Below are 20,133 nucleotides of genomic sequence, written 5' to 3'. Positions count from 1 at the left end.
TTTAGCTTTTGTCGCGTCTTTTTCATAACGAACACTTGGCTGTATTGGCGTAACCACAACCTTAGATTTAGCTCCATCTTTCTTGAACACTTCGTCAAGTGTATTTTTAGTAATCTGTCCTGTATCAGGATCTTTCATACTCACAGTTGTTGACTTAATGATGTCATCTCCGCGTTTACTATATACAGCAGTTTCTCCAACTTTTTCTACAGATTTAACTGTTGTAATTTTTTTATCTTGATAACCTGTCCCATCTAGAGAAATTCGTTTCCCAGATATAAACTCTGATCGTCTATTAATCATATCGGCTTCAAAATAAGAACGTGAACTATGACCTCCACTGGTTCGTCCAACATTTATAACAACATCACTATCATTGCTGACACCTTTTCTTATCGTCGAATCATTATCAACAATATAATGAGTCAATTTCCCTGACTTAGCTATTTTTTTGCTATCTAAACCTTTCTGCCAAAATTCACGGCCAGAAACCAAACTTGTCACAACTTTTGGAGCATTAAATGTTGTTCCTTTTTTTAATACATTATTATAAAAGTTTCTATAAGCTGACTGTTCTCTAGGAGACATGACTCTGCTGTCAGAATATGCCAACTGATAGGCTTCAACCATTGCCCGTTGTACTAAATATCCTCCTAAAGAATGGCCTGTCAAATAAAGATTGGTAATACTCTTATCTTTGGCTAGTTCACGCATGATATTTTCTGCATCTTTCCCTTGCTGAGGATTGCTTCCTGTTCCAAGTCTTATATCAGCTCCTATATCTTTCGCATCACTTGTTCCACGAAACGCTAATACTTGTGCAGTTCCATTTGGTAAATATGAGAAATCACTCTTAGTTTCATACAAGACAGCATCTAGTCCGCTAGATGTATGATAACTTTTCTTCCTTTCCCAATAAGGTCCCAATTCCTTATTCATCATCATATATTCGTAACGTGGTTTACTGTCACCATTCTTTTTATATAACTCTGATTCCGTTAAGGGTTTCTTATGATTCAGCACTCTATCAATATAATTATCATCACGGTAGGACAATTCCATGAACATAATCATATCGCGCTCACTTACATTCCATTTTAATTTTTCATCTGGCTTTTCTTTACTGTCAATAATACCATCACCATCAGTATCTTCTAATAAGGGATGACTATTATAACCTACATACTTTTTCCCGCCTTTTTCATAAATGTAAAGTTCTTCTTTATCCTTCAAGTAATCATCATCTGTATAAGCTTCTGGACTTAACTGAGGGCCGTTTAATAACAAACTGTCAAGCTTATTACCTTCTGAACCGATTACTCCTGCTTTTATTTGCTTAGCATACTCATCAGTTAATTCATACTTTTTAACCTCGGAAGAATTTGATGTTGCTCTCACCGCTGGAGTGCTTGATCTGTCTTCACCCGCCACGAAATCCCTTGTGGTCAAGCTATTATTTTCCTTATCCCCAGGTCTGCCGGGTTCTGTGGTCCTTGTAGATCCTATTGGAACATCTCTGGTATCTAACTCAGAAGAAGGATTATTTTGATTATCTGATATAGGTTGCACAGCTTCTCTTTTCTCCACAGAAGGTAGAGAATTTTCCGTAGAAGCAAGTACTCCCTGAGATGGTGTAAACAAGGCAATTCCTATTAATACAGAAGCCACTCCAACAGAAAACTTTCGAATCGAAAAACGTTGACGTTTATTAAAAATATCTTTCATTTTACAAACTTTCTTTCTAACTATTTTTTACAAAATAGAGGGTTCTAATATTTTGCCTTGACAGAATACTAGATCATTTCTTGACTAAAATTTTAGAACTTTTCCTCTACTTGATCATAAACTACCACATTAATTTCTAATCATAGAAAAATGGATCGATTAATATTAATAAAATATCAGTAAAATATAAAAAAATGTAATACTCAATGAAAATCAAAGAGCAAACTAGGAAACTAGCCGCAGGCTGTACTTGAGTACGGCAAGGCGACGTTGACGCGGTTTGAAGAGATTTTCGAAGAGTATAAATATTTCACTTCCAACACTGCCATTATACCATAAATAGTCATAACACTCATGTGTTTTAAAAAAGGTTTAGCAAAAAGTCTTAAAAATCATAAAAAACGCATAATATCAGGCATTACAGCCATTAATACTATGCGTTTTATCTTATACAATTTACTAGATTTGCGACTAATATTGGATTTTTATCCAACTCTCTCAAATCTAGATTTTTTCTTCTTTTATATCAATCACAATCTCTTCTGATTCATCAAAAGTTTCAGCCTTTTCTTGCCATTGCTCCCTGAGATTATTGAATTGATTTTTTGATGCTTCTGTCGCTTGACGGGCACATGATTTGGCTTGAGCAAGGACACTGTCCACAGTGATTTCTCCTGCCTCAACCTGTTCTTTGGTTTTCAGAACAAAATCTGTAGCCTGATCCTTAACTTCTGTCAGTTTTTCACAGACCTGCTCCTTGGCATACTCAGGATCTTCTCTCAAATCATCTAGAAAATCTTGAGCCTGACTGCAAACTTGTTTGCCCTTATCGCTTGTTAAAAACAAGGCAAGAGCTGCACCTGAAACGGTTCCTAAAAGGATTGAGGATAGTTTACCCATAAGGATTCTCCTTTTTTATTTTTTGAAAAATTTACTTGCAAGACGAAGAGCTGACAAACTTGCACCAGTCTTGAGTGTTTTTGAACCAGCTGATGAAGCTTTCTTACTCAAGACACGCGCATGGTCATTGAGGTCGGAAACAGATAGAGATAAATCTGCAACAGCATTAAAGAGTGGATCAATCGTTGCCACCTTGACATTGATATCATCTGCCAAGACATTGACCTTAGACAGCAATTCATTGGTGTGATGCAAGGTCACATCCACATCTGAAGTCAAGGTTTTAATCGTCTTCTCTGTTTCATCGATAACACGGCCAAGCTTTTGTACAGTAATGATTAGATAGACTAAAAAGACAATCAAAGCTAGGGCAACAAGAATATATGCAACTTCTAACATTTAGTTTTCCTCCTCTGTAACATAGTAAGGGGCCTTCTTTCGATTTTGATAAAGAATGATAAAAATACCGAAACCGATAAGGACAACTGATAGCCATTGAGACACTCGAAGGCCAAAGAACATGAGGCTATCTGTTCGCATGCCTTCGATGACCATACGACCGAAACCATACCAAATCAAGTAGAAAGCAGTGATATGACCTCGTCTGAGACTCTTCCATTTTCGTCTGAATATCAAAATCAAGGCAAATCCAAGTAGAGTCCATAGAGACTCATAAAGGAAGGTCGGTTGACGGTAGCTCCCATCAATATACATCTGGTCACGGATAAAACCAGGTAGATAATCCAGATTATCCACTGCTGCACCATAGGCTTCTTGGTTAAAGAAATTACCCCAGCGACCTAAACTTTGGGCAATCATGACGCTAGGCGCCGCAATATCTAGAAAATCCCAAGTATTGATAAGTTTACGATCAGCAAAGATATAGAGCACAAGGGCACCAGTAATCAAACCACCGTAAATGGCCAAACCACCATTCCAAATGGCAAAAATCTCACCGACATTCTGACTATAGTAATCAAAACGGAAAATGACATAGTAGAGACGAGCTCCTAAAATAGCCAAGGGAAAGGCTATCAAGATAAAATCTAAAATATCGTCTGGTATGATCTTCTTTCTAGGCGCTTCTTTCATGGTCAAATAAACCGCAAGAATCAAACCTGTCACAATACACAAGGCATACCAACGAATGGCTAGAGGACCTAGATGAATAGCAATTGGATCAAGCATTAGGCACCTCGTTTTGAGCAATGAGATTTGTCAAACGTTCTTCGAACAAACGCGTCGCATCAAAGCCCATTTCCTTGGCACGATAATTCATGGCAGCAGCCTCAATCACGACAGAGATATTACGACCTGTTTTAACTGGAATACGAATACGAGGAATGGCTACGCCAGAAATTTCTATTTCCTCTGCATTGTTTCCAAGACGATCAAAAGTCTTATGTGTATCATAGTTTTCCAAATAGACAGCAAGTTGAACCTGTGAAGAATCCTTGACGGCACTGGCACCGTAGAGGCTCATAACATCGATAATCCCAACCCCACGAATTTCAATCAGGTGTCTCAAGATTTCAGCCGGTTCACCCCAAAGAGTAATCTCATCCTTGGCAAAGATATCGACCCGGTCATCAGCTACCAAGCGGTGACCACGTTTGACAAGCTCTAAACCTGTCTCACTCTTACCGATACCACTATCGCCTTGAATCAAGACACCCATCCCATAGATATCCATCAAAACACCATGAACACTGGTACGTTCTGCTAAACGTGAATCCAGATAGCTAGATAACTCTCCAGACAAACGACTTGTCGCTGTACGGCTGGTTAAAATGGCAATCTTACATTCTCTAGCAGCTTTTAACATCTCCTCTGGAACCACCAAACCACGGGCAACAATGACCGCCGGTGTCTCAGGTAGAAACATTTTTTTCAAAACTTCATAACGGCTGTTGGAAGGCATGCTGATCAGATAAGACCACTCCTTCATCCCCAAGAGCTGGATCCGCTCTGGCGTGTAGTAGTCAAAATAACCTGTCATTTCAAGACCAGGTCGCGTAATGTCCGCTGTATTGATTTCCTTTTCAAGCAATTCTGGTTCGCCATAGACAATGTCTAGTCTAAGCTTTTCAATCACTTCTTTTACTAAAACCGACATCATTTCCTCCTTCAAATGAGTTCTTCTCTCTATTATATCAAATTGTAGGAGGATATTTCAGATTTTTGCAGGCTTTGAAGTATTTATTTAAAAGAAAAAGACTAGATTTCTCCAGCCTTTCATTTCTAATTAGAATTTTTTACGTTTACGAGCTGCTTCTGATTTACGTTTACGTTTTACAGAAGGTTTTTCATAGAATTCACGTTTGCGTGTTTCTTGAAGAGTACCAGCTTTAGTAACCGCACGTTTGAAACGACGAAGTGCGTCGTCAAGAGATTCATTCTTACGTACTACTGTTTTAGACATTTTTTTCACTCCCTTCAAGTTCAAGATCTATTCTATTTTACATGTAAAAGGAATAATTGTCAAGAAAAAATGCGGTTTAATTTTGATTTTTTCTTCCATTTATACAAGAGTTTAAAGCACTCAGATAGAAGAAACTGAAGGGTTTCGTTTTTTATTTTTCAAGTAAGCTGAGCGCTTCAGCATCTGCAATAATAGTCACATCTGGGTGGTTTTGTAGGCTACTTGCTGGTAAGTTCTCAGTCACTGGACCAGACACTGTTCCAGCAATGGCTTCTGCTTTCGACTCACCGTAAGCAAAGAGAAGGATTGACTTGGCATCCAAAATGTTTTTAATCCCCATTGAAATGGCTTGGGTTGGGACGTCTTCAATCTTGTCAAAGAAACGTGCGTTTGCTTCGATAGTAGACTGGTCCAGTTCGACTAGATGCGTTTGACTGTCAAATGGAGTACCAGGCTCATTAAATCCGATATGTCCATTGCGACCAATTCCCAAGATTTGCAGGTCAACTGGATGATCAGCCAAAATTTGGTTGTAGCGTTCAACTTCAGCTTCAGCATGATCCTTAACCCCACGAGGCAAGAAACTTTCTTTAAATGGTTTTTGGTTGAACAAGTTTTCTTGCATGAAGTGACGATAAGACTGAGGATTGTCGCCATCAAGTCCTACATACTCATCAAGGTTGACACTGGTTAGATTTGAAAAATCAAGGTCACTTTCAACAATTTCCTTGTAAAATTCAAGTGGACTGCTTCCTGTAGCAAGTCCTAGGGTTTGAGCGCCGTTGGCCAATTTTTCCTTCAAAATCTCAAAAGCAACTTTTCCACCTTCAACTTGGTTTTCAACTTTAATGACTTTCATCTTTTCATCCTCCATTTCTATCTATATTTATTATATGGTATAGACCAATTTTTGTCAAGTGAAAACGATTTAATTTCTAAAAAAAGAGCGACTATACTTGAAACATGTTATAATGGATAGGATTAGAACTTAGAAAGAATGAACAGATATATGAATACAGCTGATTTTGACTTCCACTTGCCTGAGGAATTGATTGCCCAAACGCCCCTTGAAAAACGTGATGCCTCTAAACTCCTCATTGTCAACCGTGAGACGGGAGAAATGCAGGACAAACACTTCCACTCTATTATTGATATGTTGGAACCTGGTGATGCCCTTGTTATGAACGACACTCGTGTTCTTCCAGCTCGCCTCTATGGTCAAAAGGAGGAAACAGGAGGTCATGTGGAACTGCTCCTACTCAAAAATACTGCCGGAGATGAGTGGGAGGTTCTGGCAAAACCTGCCAAACGCCTCAAGGTTGGTACTCGTGTCAGCTTTGGTGATGGTCGCCTCAGCGCTGTCGTTACGGAAGAATTGACTCACGGAGGCCGCATTGTCCGCTTTGAATACCAAGGAATTTTCCTAGAAGTCTTGGAAAGTCTGGGAGAAATGCCTCTGCCACCTTATATCCATGAAAAACTGGATGACCGTGAACGCTATCAAACCGTTTACGCCAAGGAAAGTGGCTCTGCTGCAGCACCGACTGCTGGTCTTCACTTCACCAAAGAACTGCTGGCAGAAATCCAAGCTAAGGGTGTTCATCTAGTCTATCTGACTCTTCATGTCGGACTAGGAACCTTTAGACCTGTTTCTGTGGACAATTTGGACGAACACAAAATGCACTCAGAATTCTACCAACTTTCTGAGGAGGCTGCTAGCACCCTTCGCTCTGTCAAAGAAAATGGTGGTCGCGTCATCGCTGTCGGAACCACTTCTATCCGCACCTTGGAAACTATTGGTTCCAAGTTTAATGGGCAAATCCAAGCAGATTCTGGCTGGACCAATATCTTTATCAAACCTGGCTATGAATGGAAGGTCGTGGATGCCTTCTCAACCAACTTCCACCTGCCAAAATCAACTCTGGTCATGTTGGTTTCTGCTTTTGCAGGCCGTGAATTAGTCTTAGATGCTTATCACCATGCCATCCAAGAACACTACCGCTTCTTTAGTTTCGGTGATGCCATGTTTATCTACTAATTTTCACAATCAAAAAGCGCATATTATCAAGGTTTTATAAAGCCTGATAGTATGCGTTTTGTAATGGATAAAAAATGAAGTTAATTTATTCTAAAGCTCGGATCTTTCAAACTCTGGACACTGGCATTGATCACCGCACCGACAATTAAAATCTTAGCGATGAGAATAAACCAGAACATCATGACCACCACGACGACGGAACTGAAAAAACGCACGTCCACTATGTGATTGACATAATTGTTGACATAGACTGAAAAGATATTGAGCAGTAAGACCAGGGTTAACAAGACAAAGGCACTACCTGGCAATACAGATCGAATCCTTCGCACCTTAACATTGGGTAGAAAATAGTAGAGCATGACCAAGATAGCAAAAATCAAGGCATAGATCAAGGGACCTGTTAGGTCTTGCAGATAATCAAAGAGAGGACTATCCGAATTCCAATAGCTTTTGACAAGGTTGAGGAGCATACGGCCAAAGACACTCAGAAAAAGAGCTAAGGCAAAGAGAATCTGCAGACCAAAACTGACAAACAAACTCATGAGCTGATGGGAAATCATTCCACGATTTTTTGCTACTCCGTATGCTTTATTAAAGGCTTTCTGCAGAAAGTTCATGGATTTGGAAAAGGTCCAGAGGGATGACAAAACCGCAAAACTCAATAAGCCCGTTGAAGGTTGGGTTAGCACTTCTGTAATAATCTTTGTGACCACATCATACATGGTATCGGGCAAAAATTCATTGACAACCTTCAAAAAATTAGAAACTGGAATCTGAAAATAAGGGAGGATATTAACCACCACCAAAAGCAGAGGAAAAATCGAAATCAACCAATAGTAGGCTACTGCGACACTGGTCAACTCACTATCTGATGCTTGATAATAATGCAAAAAAGCTTTTAATAAAGGCTTATCTATCAGCTCTTTCCACCACTTCTTCATGTCACACTCCTTCACTTACAATCTTATACTCAATGAAAATCAAAGATCAAACTAGGAAGCTAGCCGCAGGTTGCTCAAAGCACTGCTTTGAGGTTGTAGATGAAACTGACGAAGTCAGTAACCATACCTACGGTAAGGCGACGCTGACGTGGTTTGAAGAGATTTTCGAAGAGTATTAACTAATTTCTTCTTACCAATTCCACCATATCATAAGGCAGGGTATTGGCAGCTTCCTTCAGAGAATAGTTCTCTAAGTTATTGACATTTTGTCGTAACTTCTTGGCATACTTGGTCGTAATCAATCGTTTTTCTTCGTATTCGAAAATCAACTTGCGCTCCAAATAATAGCCTCTCAGCATTTCATCGATATTGTTGGGTTTGACACGATTGATAACCCGTTCGACAAAGGCACCACTGGTGATGATAGCTGTTTCACGGAGACGAGAATCCTGCATGAAGCTAATCAAAGAACTCTTGTAAACACCTTTTAGGTTCTCCAAACTTTCGATAATCATCTCTGTGTTTTCTAGATAGAGCTCTGCAATTTGGTCATAGTCAAGGGCTCTGAGTTTCTGTGATTCTTCATTTTTCCAACTGCGGAAGGTCTTACCAAAGGTAAAGACTTCGTGAAGGAGAAAACGTAAAATCCGCAAGGAAACAAGGAAATAATAGGTCAATCGTGAAGCAAACTTGCGATTGATACTTTGTTCCATGTTTTTCAAATAACGTTGGTAAACTCGATAGGCACGCTCACTCATCTTGTCCTCTTCGTAAGCCTGTTCTAAACCATCACTTTCAATACTGAGGATGAGAAGTTTTAAAGCCTCCCAGTCTTCTTGAGCCCCCTTGTTTTCTTGATTCAGGATAAGGTTCTCTATTCGTCCATGGTAATTGTCAATAGCCGCATAGAGGGGAAGTTTATTTCTGGTATCTTCCAACTCTTTTTCCAACTCTATCGTTACTTCATTCAAAATGGCGATATGCATGAGATAATCCTTGCTTTCTTCCTGTTCGTCAGAAAGATGAGGCAAGACCACGAGGCCTGTTAAAAAGCTTACAAGCGTCACACCTGCAACAAGGAAAAGCAAGAGAGGATACTCCTGTTCTAGATTACTTGGTATCAGAAGGATGGTAGCAATCGACACCGTTCCCTTGACACCTGAGAAGGTCAAAAGAAGCATGTCCTTCATATACTTATTTAGCTTTTTCTTGAGACGTCTAGTCCTATAAGCATAATAGCCATAAATCATGACAAAACGAATGGCAAAGAGGACAAAGGTAAGGGCTATAAGAGATACCAATAAAAGTAAGGGATTATAGATTGGATTGGTCAAGATAGGCTCTGCTATCATTTCCAACTCCATCCCTAAAATCACAAAGACAGAACCGTTCAGCATAAAGTTCACTGTATGCCATACCGTCTCGGTCACCGTATCCACTTGGGCTTCGAGGAGCGTAATTTTCTTAAAACGGCTTGCCTTTAAAATCCCAGCAACTACAACGGCAATAATCCCTGAAACGTGGACTTCTTCTGCCAGGAAGAAGGTTACCAAGGGCAAACTCAATTCCAGAAGGAGCTCACTAGCAATATCTGTTGCTCTCACACTTAGCAAGAAGCTATGGAGGAAACGGTTGGTCATGGCTGTTAAAAAGCCAATCAAAAAACCGCCTAGAATTGAAAAGATGAGCGAACTACTAGCTTGCCCAAGGGAAAAGACTCCAGTTGTCCAAGCTGTCAAAGCTACCTGAAAGGCAACCAAGCCAGAAGCATCATTCAAGAGTCCTTCACCCTTAAGAATATTGGACACGCGCTTAGGAAAGCTAAAGCGCTCCGAAAGAGAGGCAAAGGCCACCAAGTCCGTAGGCCCAAGCGCAGCCCCAACAGCCAAACAAGCCGCCAAGGGAAGACTGAGCCAAAGAAGATGAGCCAAACCACCCAAACTCAGGGTCGAGATAAAAATCACTGGAAATATGAGATAAACAATGATTCGCCAGTGTTTTAAAATAGCTGTAATGTCCGCTTCCTCCGACTCTCGGAAAAGCAAGGGCCCGATAACCAGGGCCAAAAACAACTCTGTATTGAGATGAAAGTCAGTATTGGGTAAAAAGAGACCAATCACGATTCCCAAAAGAATTTGCACCAAAGGGAGGGGCAAAAAGGGTAGGAGCTTATTAATTGTACTCGAGACAATCAAGACCAGTAAAAATAGGATGAGGTAAATCAGTAATTCCACGTACTTCCTCCTTAATCTTTTTTACAACAGGATTCAAATATCTCCTTCTGCTCTTTGATTTTTTGGTCAATCTTGGAACAGTCTTTGTGTTCAATTTTTCTCTGGCACCGTTCCATCTCAAGAGCAACTAATTTTTTCTTGATTTTAAGCATTTTTTTGCTCATATGCGCTTGGTCTAACACACCTACTGCTCGTTCGTGGTGGGTTGATTCAACAAAATTCTGGCGCATGGCATCCAGCTTTTCACGTAGGTATTGTTTATCCATGTCTATATCTCTCTAATTTTTCAATCATTACTAAAAATGGTGGGTTGTTGACTTGGTTTAAAGTTCGGTAAATGGCAGCTGTGTACTCTTGTTGGTTCAACTGGCTAACAAAATCCAAGACAGCATCCCTCTCGAGGTCGCCTCCTTCATGACCATAGTAGATCATGATAGCAATCCGTCCACCTTTGACGAGCAAATGACACAGCTTTTCTAATGCTTCAATAGTTGTCTGAGGTTGGGTGATGACAGACTTATCAGCTAATGGCAAATAGCCTAGATTGAAAATCCCTGCCTTGGCTTCTGTCACAAACTGGTCCAGTGTCTCATGACCTTGCAAGATTAACTGGGCATTTGTCAGGCCAGCCTGATGTAAACGCTCTTGGGTCTTTTCCAAGGCTTGCTCCTGAATATCAAAAGCATAGACTTGCTTAGCTAGCTTGGCTAGAAAAAGCGTGTCATGACCATTTCCCATGGTCGCATCCACTACGATATCATCCTGAGTCACTACCTCAGCCAAAAAATCATGTGCCATCTCAAGTGGTCTTTTCATTTTCAAACTCCTGTTTTACAGCCTTGCATCCTTGAACACTTCCACGACGTCGCATCTCCATCTCAATGCTGTTGAGAACTTCCCATTTATTGAGGCTCCACATAGGACCAATCAGCATATCTCTAGGTGCATCTCCTGTGATTCGATGGATGACGATATGTTTGGGTATGATTTCCAGTTGGTCACAGATGACCTTGACATACTCGTCCTGACTCATCAACTGCAAGCGTCCTTCGTGGTAATCTCGTTGCATACGAGTATTTGTCATAAGATGGAGCAAATGCAGTTTAATCCCTTGAATATCGTTATCCGTAACACAGCGACGGACATTTTCAATCATCATCTCATGGGTTTCACCAGGCAAGCCATTGATCAAATGAGAAACAATCTCAATTTTTGGATACTTTCTCAAACGCTTGACCGTTTCCACGTACAATTCATAAGAGTGGGCGCGGTTAATCAAGTCAGAGGTTGTTTCGTAAGTAGTCTGCAAGCCCAATTCAACCGTCACATGCATGCGCTCCGATAACTCAGCCAAATATTCGATGGTTTCGTCTGGTAAACAGTCTGGCCGTGTTCCGATATTGATTCCTACTACACCCGGCTCATTGATAGCCTGCTCATAGCGCTCTCGGATGACTTCCACCTTTTCATGGGTGTTGGTAAAATTCTGAAAATAAACCAAATACTTCTGAACATCTGGCCACTTGCGGTGCATAAAGTCAATTTCCTTATAAAATTGCTCACGGATAGGGGCATCTGGTGCTACGATAGCATCTCCAGAACCTGAAACCGTACAAAAAGTACAGCCTCCATGAGCCACAGTCCCATCACGATTGGGACAGTCAAACCCCGCATCAATAGGGACTTTAAAAGTCTTTTCTCCAAAAAGTTTTCGATAATAATCATTCAAGGTATTATAAGATTTCATAACTTTCATTATAACAAAAATCACCCACAATCTCAAAAGCCTGACTTTCCTATAAATTCCTCTGTTTCTCGTTTCCATTAGACTTTTTTTATGATACAATATGGATATGATTTTAATGAAATTAGCATCTATTTTATTATTGATACTGACCTTAGTCGTCTGCATTATCATAACCAAACTTTTTAGATTAAAAAAACTAGGACGAAACTTTGCGGATTTGGCTTTTCCAGTTTTAATATTTGAGTATTACCTGATTACAGCTAAAACCTTTACCCATAATTTCCTCCCTAGACTGGGGCTAGCCCTCTCACTCCTAGCCATTGTTCTCGTTTTTTTCTTTCTTTTGAAAAAACGTAGCTTTTACTATCCTAAATTCATCAAATTCTTCTGGCGTGCAGGATTCTTATTAACCCTTGTCATGTATATCGAGATGATTGTTGAATTGATGGCCCAGAAATAAAAAACTAAATCGAAAACACCTCAATCAAACTAAAATACAATGATTGAAGTGTTTTTTCTTTATCTATTTTTTCATCAATTCCTATTTTCTTTATCAGGAAATAGATAACCAATACCTACACAAGCTAGCACACCTGCTCCAATCACCAAGCCACTTGAAATTGGCAACAGGTCTAAAATTGCATTTGCGATGACGAAGGCAATAATGAAACACATCAGACTAGCCTTGTAATCCTTTTTCAAAAGATTCTCTAGAGTGAAATAGAGGAACAAACCTACCGGAATCAGTGACCAGAGGTTGACATCCAAATTTGGCCAGCCAACAGAACCAAAATACACTACTGTCGCTGCTGCTATTAAAAATACAAGCCCCAATAATTTTTTCATTTGTTTATCTCCAATTTCGTTTTTAGGAACTTGAGTTATCTGATATTGATACCTCACGTCCCTTACACCAATCATTATAGCAGAGGTCAGTTTCAAGAACAAGTTCTTTTGCCTATCTGGTCTCTACATCGGTCTAAGTGGTTGAAGAGTTAAAAGAAAGAGGCTGAGGGAAAAACTTCCTTCCAAATAAAAAGGAATTAAGCAACCAAACGCTACTTAATTCCTTGAAATTATCTCATCACCTCTATTAGCCTTTAAATTTTGATAGACTCTATTTTCTAATTAATATGACCAATATTGTCAATACTAACCCTTTCAATCAATTCATTAGTTATCGAAACTAAGTCTATTAATAAATCCAAAAAGAGTATCAATAGTAAAGTAAACTAAGTAATTGAGTTATAAATAGCTATTTTCACAAAACTGTTTCATCATCACACCATCTCAGTACATAAACCATTTTTTTCATCTATAGCTTTGGTCTTAATCTTGATCTTTTTTCTTCAATCCAAGAAATGCACCTACAGTAAACATTATTCCGGCAACTAATGACGTGAAGACTTCGCTAACTGTTCCGGTTTTTGGCAACCTATCATTGTTAGTAGTTGATTTACTATCAATATTGGTATGTTTATTATCTATGTTCTCTGGTTCATTAAGATAAACTTCCTTCTTATTTTCATCAGGAACTGTAACTTTGACATCCTCAGTTGAATCAGATCTTTGACTTTTATCTAATTGACTATAATTTACTTGTACAGGAACTGTAGCTGTGACATCCTTAGTTGAATCAGATTTGTGGGAATGATTTTCTCTTTGTAAATCCTCCTTTTTGTAATTTTCATCTAATTGACTATGATTTGCTTGCACCTTATCTTTCTTTTTCGATACATCAAAAGTAGGCTTATTCTCCTCTTCCTTTTTCTCCTCTATTTTCTTGAATACAGGTTTTATAAGGGTATCTTTTGATAGATTAAGAACATAGCCAGCATCTTTTTTCCCTTCGACACCAGAAATTTCCCAGCCATCAAATTGATATCCTTTTTCTAATTCTCCCTTATAGACAGGTAAAATAAAATCTTCTTCCGACACTATCGTTGAACTCATTTCTTTTCCATTTTGAATGGTCACAGCTACCGTATGAGGTTTTAGTTCGCTCACCTCTCCCGTATCCTTGTTTAAAATGAATTCTTTTACGGTTGTGTTTCTTGCAAAATCTTTTACAACAATCTTAATGTTTAGTGTCTTATCTGCTAGTTGTTTAATATCATCAAATGATTTATATTCTTTTCCATTTACATAAATATGTTTGTCTTGAATCTCACCATCGAATCCATTATTTCTTTTATCATTGATGTTAAAGACTACAGATTTGCCATCAGCATATTCAATACTAGTATTTCCCTTAGGATCAATGTTTACTTCTGGTTTAACATTATCATATAAAAATTGATAGTGTACTCCAACCGCTTTCGCATTCAAATCGCTATAGCCAGTTTTAAGATAAACATTTCCATCCATATCTGTTACCTTATCTGGGAATCCGTTTGCTTTATAGTCTTTCATTCCCCAGTCCATGATGTCACCGTCTTTAACATTGAGCTTAACGTTAAAATCTCTAGTGTTATCAATGTGTAAATCTCCATAGATTAAATAATTATCTACAACCGATTCATTAACTCTCAACTCCCAGTTAAAACCACCCTTATCAGAAATCTTACCTCTTAAATAAAATTCTGGATTTCGTACATAAATTTTATTAGATTTAGATGGATTAAAGTAGTTCTTGTCCATTGAAAGGTTTACTGGTTTTGCATCAATAAATAACGTAGAGCCATCTTCTTTTATAGCTTCTACATTGGACTTATCCTCTCCTGTGTACTCTTTATCATCTTTACCAAATAATACCAGTTTAGAAGGATCTGTTACAAGATTTCCATCTTTATCGATTGCCTCCCCTTTAGCGTTCATTTTAAATCTAAACACTTGATACCTTACAATGTTAAAGCCGTCCAAAGCCGACATTAATACGTATTGAGTACTTCTTCCATCTTCAACATTTCTACTATCAGCATAAATTATTTTTTCTGAAAGGACTCTTAGATTAGGATTGGCCTTTTGTATTTTTGCTATATCTTCATTGCTATAGACTCCATTTCCTTCTAACATATCCGTTTTTCCAGGATTATAGGTAGTCACTTTTAGTGCATAGCCTTTTCTCAGAATGATATTATCCTTTAATAGATATTGTTGTTTTTCTGAATCAGAATAGATTTTACCAGATTCCATTTCAGTTAAATTATTTGGTTTATTCTTTGAAAGATCTCCTTCTCCTAATTCTATTACATTCCCATAACTTGATGCATAGGGATATTCTGTTTTAGTTTCCTTATTTTTTTCAGGCATTCTAATCTTCGTTTCAGCTTTTATCTGATCACCATCTTTAACAAAGAATCTCATATCTCCTGCAAAAGCTAATCCATCCACAATATCATTAATATTAGCGTATAAATCAAATGTCATCGTTTTTGAGTGGGAATCATACTTGGTCGTTTTGATTTCTATCGATTTATAGTTATTACCATAATATACCTTGGCATTTTTAGAAACATTACTTATCTTTCCAAGAATTTCAAAGTGTCCATCTTTAGATGGGCTTAGAACACCATAAATTTTTGATTTGATTTCGTCAAGTTTTTCAGTTTCATATTCTAAGGCACTACCATCGTCATAAGCAATGATATTTCCCTTATCATCGTATTTATAATCGTATTCTTCTGTCCTCTTACCAGTTTCACTTGTAAAGTCATCAACTTCTCTAAATTTCTTTTTAATGAGTTTCTTCAAGTCTTTGCTTTCAAACTCTCTAATTGTTGAAATAGTTTTATGAATAGTCAAGCTAGATTTTTCTTCGATAGACTCTTCATTTTCTTGATGATGATGTTCTACCTCAGTTGTATCTTTTTTAAGACTATCCTCTTTTCTATTTTCTAAATTTTTAAATTTAGATTCGGAAATCTCGCCAAGCTTTTGGTATTTAGATGAATCTTGATCAGGATCTACTAGATAATAGGAAATCATCCCCTTTTCATCAGCATGATCAGCAAATTTAATTCTATGAATCTTTGTGAAATTGCTAGAACCATCTAATGCAATGACTTCAATGATTTTTCCTCTTAAATCTCCTGCACCATTAATTTCATAAATGGTATTTCCGTCTTTGTCAAGTTTCCTATTTCTTCCTTGACCCTCACCTGCATAAGTTACTTCAAGATTTTTCTCAACCTCTCCGTCTTCATTAACAAGAGCGGCGCCAGCATACCAAACTTCGTTGGCAATCTCGTCAAATTTTTCAGGATGTTCTTTTTGATCTCTCGCAAATAGCGTTTCATTCTTATACTGATCTTTTACCTTATGATAAGTATCCTTTGTAATCAACTTAATTTTTTCAGGATTTGAAAAATCAACCGAAACAATCTTAGGGGCTGTGTTATCAATTTTTACAGGAATATAGGAAACCTGCCATGGATAATCTTTAGTTAATCTATATTTAAATTTATAGAAATATTGACCTTCTGCAATCGGTTCAAATTGACCTCTTATCTTAGTAGCAGGATCTTGGTTATCCTTACTCTCTGGTGCATTTTCTTCTCTACCTCTAGGGTTATAGATGAGTCCATCCCACTTCAAGTCACCCCAAACTTTTAGTTTAGAAGATTTGATTCCCTTTGCATCATTTCTCTTAGAGTTTAAAATTCCTTTAATAAAGTGTTCTCTCGAAATGACTTTTAAGTCTCTTTGATTTTCTCCCTCTTTATTTGTATTTACTATTGAAATCAATCCTTCTTCTGCACTTCTTAATACAAGTGGAGAAGGTGTTAATCCTCTCTCAAGTTGAGCATCTTGAGGATTTCCATTTGAATCTAAAGGATAAATTTTAGCAATATTAGAACCACTTGATGATGGTGCGTTGATCCCTTCGTTATTGAAAGCAAATAATTCTGGATTTTGATCTAGAGATGTTGTATTTTTATCTTTTCTATTTTGTATAACTCCTGCTGGATTAAATTTATCTATACCATGCTCTCCACCAATTCCCTTATTTAAGGTTCCTGGAATTTTTGGTTTACCATCATCATCATAACCTTCCATTGTTTTTGATTTTGATCCTTCTTCCCAGGCCCATTTATCAAGGATTGGTTCGTGGTTCCAATCCCCAGCAAATCCCATTAGAGGCATCGATAAAGAAGGTTGGAAGTTTATTTTCTTCCCGTTAGAGTTTAGAGCTTCCATTTCTTCCACTGACTCAAAATGAATAAATGATTCTACAAATTTATTTTTATTTTTAGCCTCTCCAACATTTATAACCGCATTCAAATCAAAGCTAGAATTTGGGCCTATAGTGAAAGTGTCATGCTCAAATGTGATATTTGCTCCTTTGATTTTTTCTGGATGGATTTCTGGAACAATTTGCTTACCATCTGGAGATTTTTCGTCTTTATATGTTTCATCCAGTTTTAGTCTGTCAGTTAGAGCATCTGTAGTTATAGCAGATGCTGAAACTTTAAAGGTCAAAGGTCTGTTTGATGTATTGTGAAGCTTAATTGTAAAATATTTTTTATCTCCTTTTATTTCTTTAAGAGAAATAGAACCATAAGAGTTTACTAAACCTTTAGAGTCTGTGTTTTTGAAAGTCGCTACGACTTCATTTCTCAAAGCATTGGCAACATTAATTAAGCCTGCTCCCTGTTGTCTAGGTGATGCAAAGTATTGACTTTTTTCTTTCCAAGACGTTGCATCCATCATAGGCCGTGCAGTATTTTGTAGGGCTATTTTTGTAAGACTTGTAAGGTCTATTTTGTCATCTCCCTTAAGATTTTTCAAGGCAGGTCTTTCAAGCATTTCCTTTAACTTCGGTCTAATCAAAACAGTAGAAGCTGCTACGACTGGAGTTGCCATACTAGTCCCTGACATATAACCATAAGTTGATTTCCCATTAATGACATTAAGAGTAGATTTAATATTTTTACCTGGTGCTGAGACATCAGGCTTTAAAAGCAAATCTGTTCTCGGTCCCCAAGATGTGGATCCTGCTGGAACGATGATATCTTCTTTATACAATTCTTTGTCTGTGTCAGGTGCAAACTTAAAGTCAATCTCTTTTTCGTCACCTACATTCGGTTTATTAGAATTATAGCTTGCCATATCAATTGGATAGTATTGATCCAATTTATCTTTGAAATCTTCCTTACTATTTCTTTTAACTTCAGTTTTTTTATCAGGATTAATCATGTTCCATAGCTTTACACCATCATCTCCTGAAATTGAAAATACTTGACTAGTAGTTCCTTCATCCTCCTCATATCCCATAGCTGGAAGCTCTGTCCAATTATCTCTATTGTAGTAATTTACAGTATTTACAACCATAATGGCGCGTGCGCCCTTATCCGTTGCTCGTTTAAAAGCATTTTTTAAATCCTTTGTATAAATTCTATCCATTACTGCAATTTTGCCCTTAAGATTTAACCCTATCAAATCTTGGTCTTGACCTTTGCCTATATATACAAAGTTTAATTTACTAGGAGCTTTTGATCCATCTTCATTTGTTGTGATTTTATTCTTATCGAAAAAGGCCCCTATATTTCTGTATTTAAAATTTTCTCCACCTATGTTAACTTTATCAAACTCAACTGTTTGATTTTTAGCAGATGCGACTGCTATCGCATCTTCATGTGCTGCAGTTCGTGTTACATTTCCAGTGTCGGTCATTTTCAGATTATTATTTGCCACTAAATCCCATGAAGAACTTGAAGCAGAAGTCGCATAGTTACCTGTAGCTACAACCATTGGAATGCCTGCTTTTCTTAATGCTCTAATAGCTTCCCAATATTTCTCACCTACAAGACCTGTTCCTGTAAAACCAGATGATACCGAAACAACATCGACATTGTGTTTAATGGAATCTTCAATAGCATGAAACATTGTTTCATCTCCTGCGAAGCCAGATCCTGCGTCAGAGTACATTTTATAAGAGAAGATCTGTGCATTAGGAGCAATTCCATCTATTCCGTTAAAGTTTTTAATATCTTTTTCAGTATCATTTCCCGCAAGAATCCCTGCAATATGCATCCCATGTGGATCAAAATAATCGCTCCCATCATCAGCTTTTTCTACAGTAATTTTACCACCATTATAATAATTGAAAGCATGAGGAATCTTATCACTCAACCAGAAATTTTTATCAGTACCTTTTAAGTCTTCTTTTTTAAATCTCATTGAGCCTTTAGCATCATCATCAATCCTCATGGCCTTATGCCTATAATCTGTCCCGGTATCGATATTTGAAATGACCATACCCCGGCCATCAAAATTTTTCCCAAATTGAGCATTAATGGCCTTTAGGTAATCGATAGCCTCCTCAACTCCAATTTCCTTTCGGGCATGATTCATCATCGGTTGGACTTTTTGTGATCGTTCAACCGATGAGATACCTTCTATTAGTTTAATTTTGTCCAGATTATCTGGAGTTGTTTCTATTGCAACACCATTAAAAACCGTATCATAAGTATATAAAACTTTTGTATCCTTAAGATTGGATAATTCCTTGATTGCTTTTTCTCCAGATTCTTTATCTTTAAATTCAGCAATATAGACAAGTTTATCCTCTTTTTTGGGACTTTCTGGGTCTTTCCTTGCAGACGAGTCCGCTTTATCTTCTTGGGATTGATTGGAATTTTCTTCTTTGATTTTTGCTTCTTCATTGCTAGTGTTATTGTCTATCACAGATTCTTTACTAACAACTTCTTTTTCCTCAATAACCGTTGTTTTCTTCTCTTCAGTATCCTTTGAAGTTTCTATAGCATTATGAATATCTTCAAGTTTTTCTTTGTTTTCGTTTTGTTTACCTACTACTTTTTCTTTATCAGATATTTTTAAAGAATCTTCAGAACTAGGTGTATCTGCTAGGATTACCTCATTAGGGACATATGCTGCTAAAATAACTGCAGCTGTGGTTAATGACAATACTGTACTTTTTTTCATTTTAATTCCTTACATATTTATTTAACTTCCAATAGATAGAAAACTTTAACTTTGCTAGCCTTTGTTATAAAAAGTTTTACTAAGTATTATCTAGGAAATAGAGTAGTGCATTTATATATAATTGTTAACTCTCTGAAAATAGTATATCAATTAAAAAAATTTAAGTCAAGAAAAATTAATATGCATTAATTTATTTTTTAACACACATTAAAAATATAGAGTCAAAAACTTTCGTAGTT

The 20,133-nt window shown here is 37.5% G+C and carries 16 protein-coding genes; 2 read left to right on the top strand and 14 right to left on the bottom strand.

What is annotated here, in order from left to right:
* From N8M09_RS06190 to N8M09_RS06160, 7 genes are all read right to left on the bottom strand, one after another.
* Positions 1-1,725 (bottom strand): YSIRK-type signal peptide-containing protein (locus tag N8M09_RS06190; protein ID WP_261064540.1); only part of this gene is annotated, 1,725 nt, incomplete at its 3' end.
* 504 nt (positions 1,726-2,229) lie between these two features.
* Complete coding sequence (locus N8M09_RS06185) at positions 2,230-2,625, bottom strand: YtxH domain-containing protein (RefSeq protein ID WP_261064538.1); 396 nt, start codon at positions 2,623-2,625, stop codon at positions 2,230-2,232.
* A 15-nt stretch (positions 2,626-2,640) separates the two neighbouring features.
* Positions 2,641-3,024 (bottom strand): DUF948 domain-containing protein, encoded by a 384-nt coding sequence (locus N8M09_RS06180; RefSeq protein ID WP_419991727.1) that lies wholly within the window; start codon positions 3,022-3,024, stop codon positions 2,641-2,643.
* Positions 3,025-3,813 (bottom strand): prolipoprotein diacylglyceryl transferase, encoded by a 789-nt coding sequence (gene lgt / locus N8M09_RS06175; protein WP_261064537.1) that lies wholly within the window; start codon positions 3,811-3,813, stop codon positions 3,025-3,027.
* On the bottom strand, positions 3,806-4,741 hold the full coding sequence (hprK, locus tag N8M09_RS06170; protein WP_033676741.1) for an HPr(Ser) kinase/phosphatase: 936 nt from the start codon (positions 4,739-4,741) through the stop codon (positions 3,806-3,808). The genes lgt and hprK overlap by 8 nt, the downstream gene beginning before the upstream one ends.
* A 129-nt stretch (positions 4,742-4,870) precedes the next feature.
* Positions 4,871-5,047, bottom strand: a complete 177-nt coding sequence (gene rpsU / locus N8M09_RS06165) for a 30S ribosomal protein S21 (protein WP_000048054.1) — start codon at positions 5,045-5,047, stop codon at positions 4,871-4,873.
* Positions 5,048-5,198: 151 nt separating this feature from the next.
* The gene (locus tag N8M09_RS06160) at positions 5,199-5,906 is read right to left on the bottom strand and encodes a glucosamine-6-phosphate deaminase (RefSeq protein ID WP_050315967.1); all 708 of its coding nucleotides are present in this window, start codon (positions 5,904-5,906) and stop codon (positions 5,199-5,201) included.
* Between the two features lie 150 nt (positions 5,907-6,056).
* On the opposite strand from N8M09_RS06160, the gene queA reads away from it, so the two are divergent.
* Positions 6,057-7,085, top strand: coding sequence for a tRNA preQ1(34) S-adenosylmethionine ribosyltransferase-isomerase QueA (queA, locus tag N8M09_RS06155; protein ID WP_261013157.1), 1,029 nt, complete (start codon positions 6,057-6,059; stop codon positions 7,083-7,085).
* Between the two features lie 80 nt (positions 7,086-7,165).
* Here the strand turns inward: queA and N8M09_RS06150 are convergent, their stop codons facing one another.
* The 5 genes from N8M09_RS06150 to mnmL all read right to left on the bottom strand — a co-directional run bounded on the left by N8M09_RS06150 (position 7,166) and on the right by mnmL (position 12,016).
* Positions 7,166-8,026 carry a YihY/virulence factor BrkB family protein gene (locus tag N8M09_RS06150; protein ID WP_261064535.1) on the bottom strand — a complete coding sequence of 287 codons (861 nt, stop codon included), beginning with the start codon at positions 8,024-8,026 and terminating at the stop codon, positions 7,166-7,168.
* A 179-nt stretch (positions 8,027-8,205) separates the two neighbouring features.
* Complete coding sequence (locus tag N8M09_RS06145) at positions 8,206-10,260, bottom strand: cation:proton antiporter (RefSeq protein ID WP_261064533.1); 2,055 nt, start codon at positions 10,258-10,260, stop codon at positions 8,206-8,208.
* Between the two features lie 11 nt (positions 10,261-10,271).
* The gene (locus N8M09_RS06140; protein WP_000361085.1) at positions 10,272-10,526 is read right to left on the bottom strand and encodes a hypothetical protein; all 255 of its coding nucleotides are present in this window, start codon (positions 10,524-10,526) and stop codon (positions 10,272-10,274) included.
* The gene (mnmM, locus tag N8M09_RS06135) at positions 10,519-11,076 is read right to left on the bottom strand and encodes a tRNA 5-(aminomethyl)-2-thiouridylate-methyltransferase MnmM (RefSeq protein WP_261064531.1); all 558 of its coding nucleotides are present in this window, start codon (positions 11,074-11,076) and stop codon (positions 10,519-10,521) included. The genes N8M09_RS06140 and mnmM overlap by 8 nt, the downstream gene beginning before the upstream one ends.
* Complete coding sequence (gene mnmL, locus N8M09_RS06130) at positions 11,060-12,016, bottom strand: tRNA modification radical SAM protein MnmL/YtqA (RefSeq protein WP_023946280.1); 957 nt, start codon at positions 12,014-12,016, stop codon at positions 11,060-11,062. Before mnmL ends, mnmM begins: the two co-directional genes overlap by 17 nt.
* Positions 12,017-12,107: 91 nt before the next feature.
* On the opposite strand from mnmL, the gene N8M09_RS06125 reads away from it, so the two are divergent.
* Positions 12,108-12,467 carry a DUF3397 domain-containing protein gene (locus tag N8M09_RS06125; protein WP_261064529.1) on the top strand — a complete coding sequence of 120 codons (360 nt, stop codon included), beginning with the start codon at positions 12,108-12,110 and terminating at the stop codon, positions 12,465-12,467.
* Positions 12,468-12,541: 74 nt separating this feature from the next.
* Here the strand turns inward: N8M09_RS06125 and N8M09_RS06120 are convergent, their stop codons facing one another.
* Entirely contained in the window at positions 12,542-12,853 is a 312-nt protein-coding gene (locus N8M09_RS06120) for a hypothetical protein (RefSeq protein ID WP_261064526.1), read from the bottom strand.
* Between the two features lie 483 nt (positions 12,854-13,336).
* Entirely contained in the window at positions 13,337-19,894 is a 6,558-nt protein-coding gene (locus tag N8M09_RS06115) for a S8 family peptidase (RefSeq protein ID WP_261064525.1), read from the bottom strand.
* Between the last annotated feature and the right edge of the window lie 239 nt (positions 19,895-20,133).

The organism is Streptococcus mitis, from assembly GCF_946190375.1.
Lineage (GTDB): Bacteria > Bacillota > Bacilli > Lactobacillales > Streptococcaceae > Streptococcus > Streptococcus mitis_CJ.
The sequence above is the reverse complement of the archived record's forward strand: the minus strand, read 5'-3'. Positions and strand labels throughout refer to the sequence as shown.

What these genes read in the sequence shown, in the direction of transcription:
- N8M09_RS06185 (WP_261064538.1), bottom strand. Translation starts at nt 2,625, where the DNA reads ATGGGTAAACTATCCTCAATCCTTTTAGGAACCGTTTCAGGTGCAGCT.
- N8M09_RS06180 (WP_419991727.1), bottom strand. Translation starts at nt 3,024, where the DNA reads ATGTTAGAAGTTGCATATATTCTTGTTGCCCTAGCTTTGATTGTCTTT.
- lgt (WP_261064537.1), bottom strand. Translation starts at nt 3,813, where the DNA reads ATGCTTGATCCAATTGCTATTCATCTAGGTCCTCTAGCCATTCGTTGG.
- hprK (WP_033676741.1), bottom strand. Translation starts at nt 4,741, where the DNA reads ATGTCGGTTTTAGTAAAAGAAGTGATTGAAAAGCTTAGACTAGACATT.
- rpsU (WP_000048054.1), bottom strand. Translation starts at nt 5,047, where the DNA reads ATGTCTAAAACAGTAGTACGTAAGAATGAATCTCTTGACGACGCACTT.
- N8M09_RS06160 (WP_050315967.1), bottom strand. Translation starts at nt 5,906, where the DNA reads ATGAAAGTCATTAAAGTTGAAAACCAAGTTGAAGGTGGAAAAGTTGCT.
- queA (WP_261013157.1), top strand. Translation starts at nt 6,057, where the DNA reads ATGAATACAGCTGATTTTGACTTCCACTTGCCTGAGGAATTGATTGCC.
- N8M09_RS06150 (WP_261064535.1), bottom strand. Translation starts at nt 8,026, where the DNA reads ATGAAGAAGTGGTGGAAAGAGCTGATAGATAAGCCTTTATTAAAAGCT.
- N8M09_RS06140 (WP_000361085.1), bottom strand. Translation starts at nt 10,526, where the DNA reads ATGGATAAACAATACCTACGTGAAAAGCTGGATGCCATGCGCCAGAAT.
- mnmM (WP_261064531.1), bottom strand. Translation starts at nt 11,076, where the DNA reads ATGAAAAGACCACTTGAGATGGCACATGATTTTTTGGCTGAGGTAGTG.
- mnmL (WP_023946280.1), bottom strand. Translation starts at nt 12,016, where the DNA reads ATGAAAGTTATGAAATCTTATAATACCTTGAATGATTATTATCGAAAA.
- N8M09_RS06125 (WP_261064529.1), top strand. Translation starts at nt 12,108, where the DNA reads ATGGATATGATTTTAATGAAATTAGCATCTATTTTATTATTGATACTG.
- N8M09_RS06120 (WP_261064526.1), bottom strand. Translation starts at nt 12,853, where the DNA reads ATGAAAAAATTATTGGGGCTTGTATTTTTAATAGCAGCAGCGACAGTA.
- N8M09_RS06115 (WP_261064525.1), bottom strand. Translation starts at nt 19,894, where the DNA reads ATGAAAAAAAGTACAGTATTGTCATTAACCACAGCTGCAGTTATTTTA.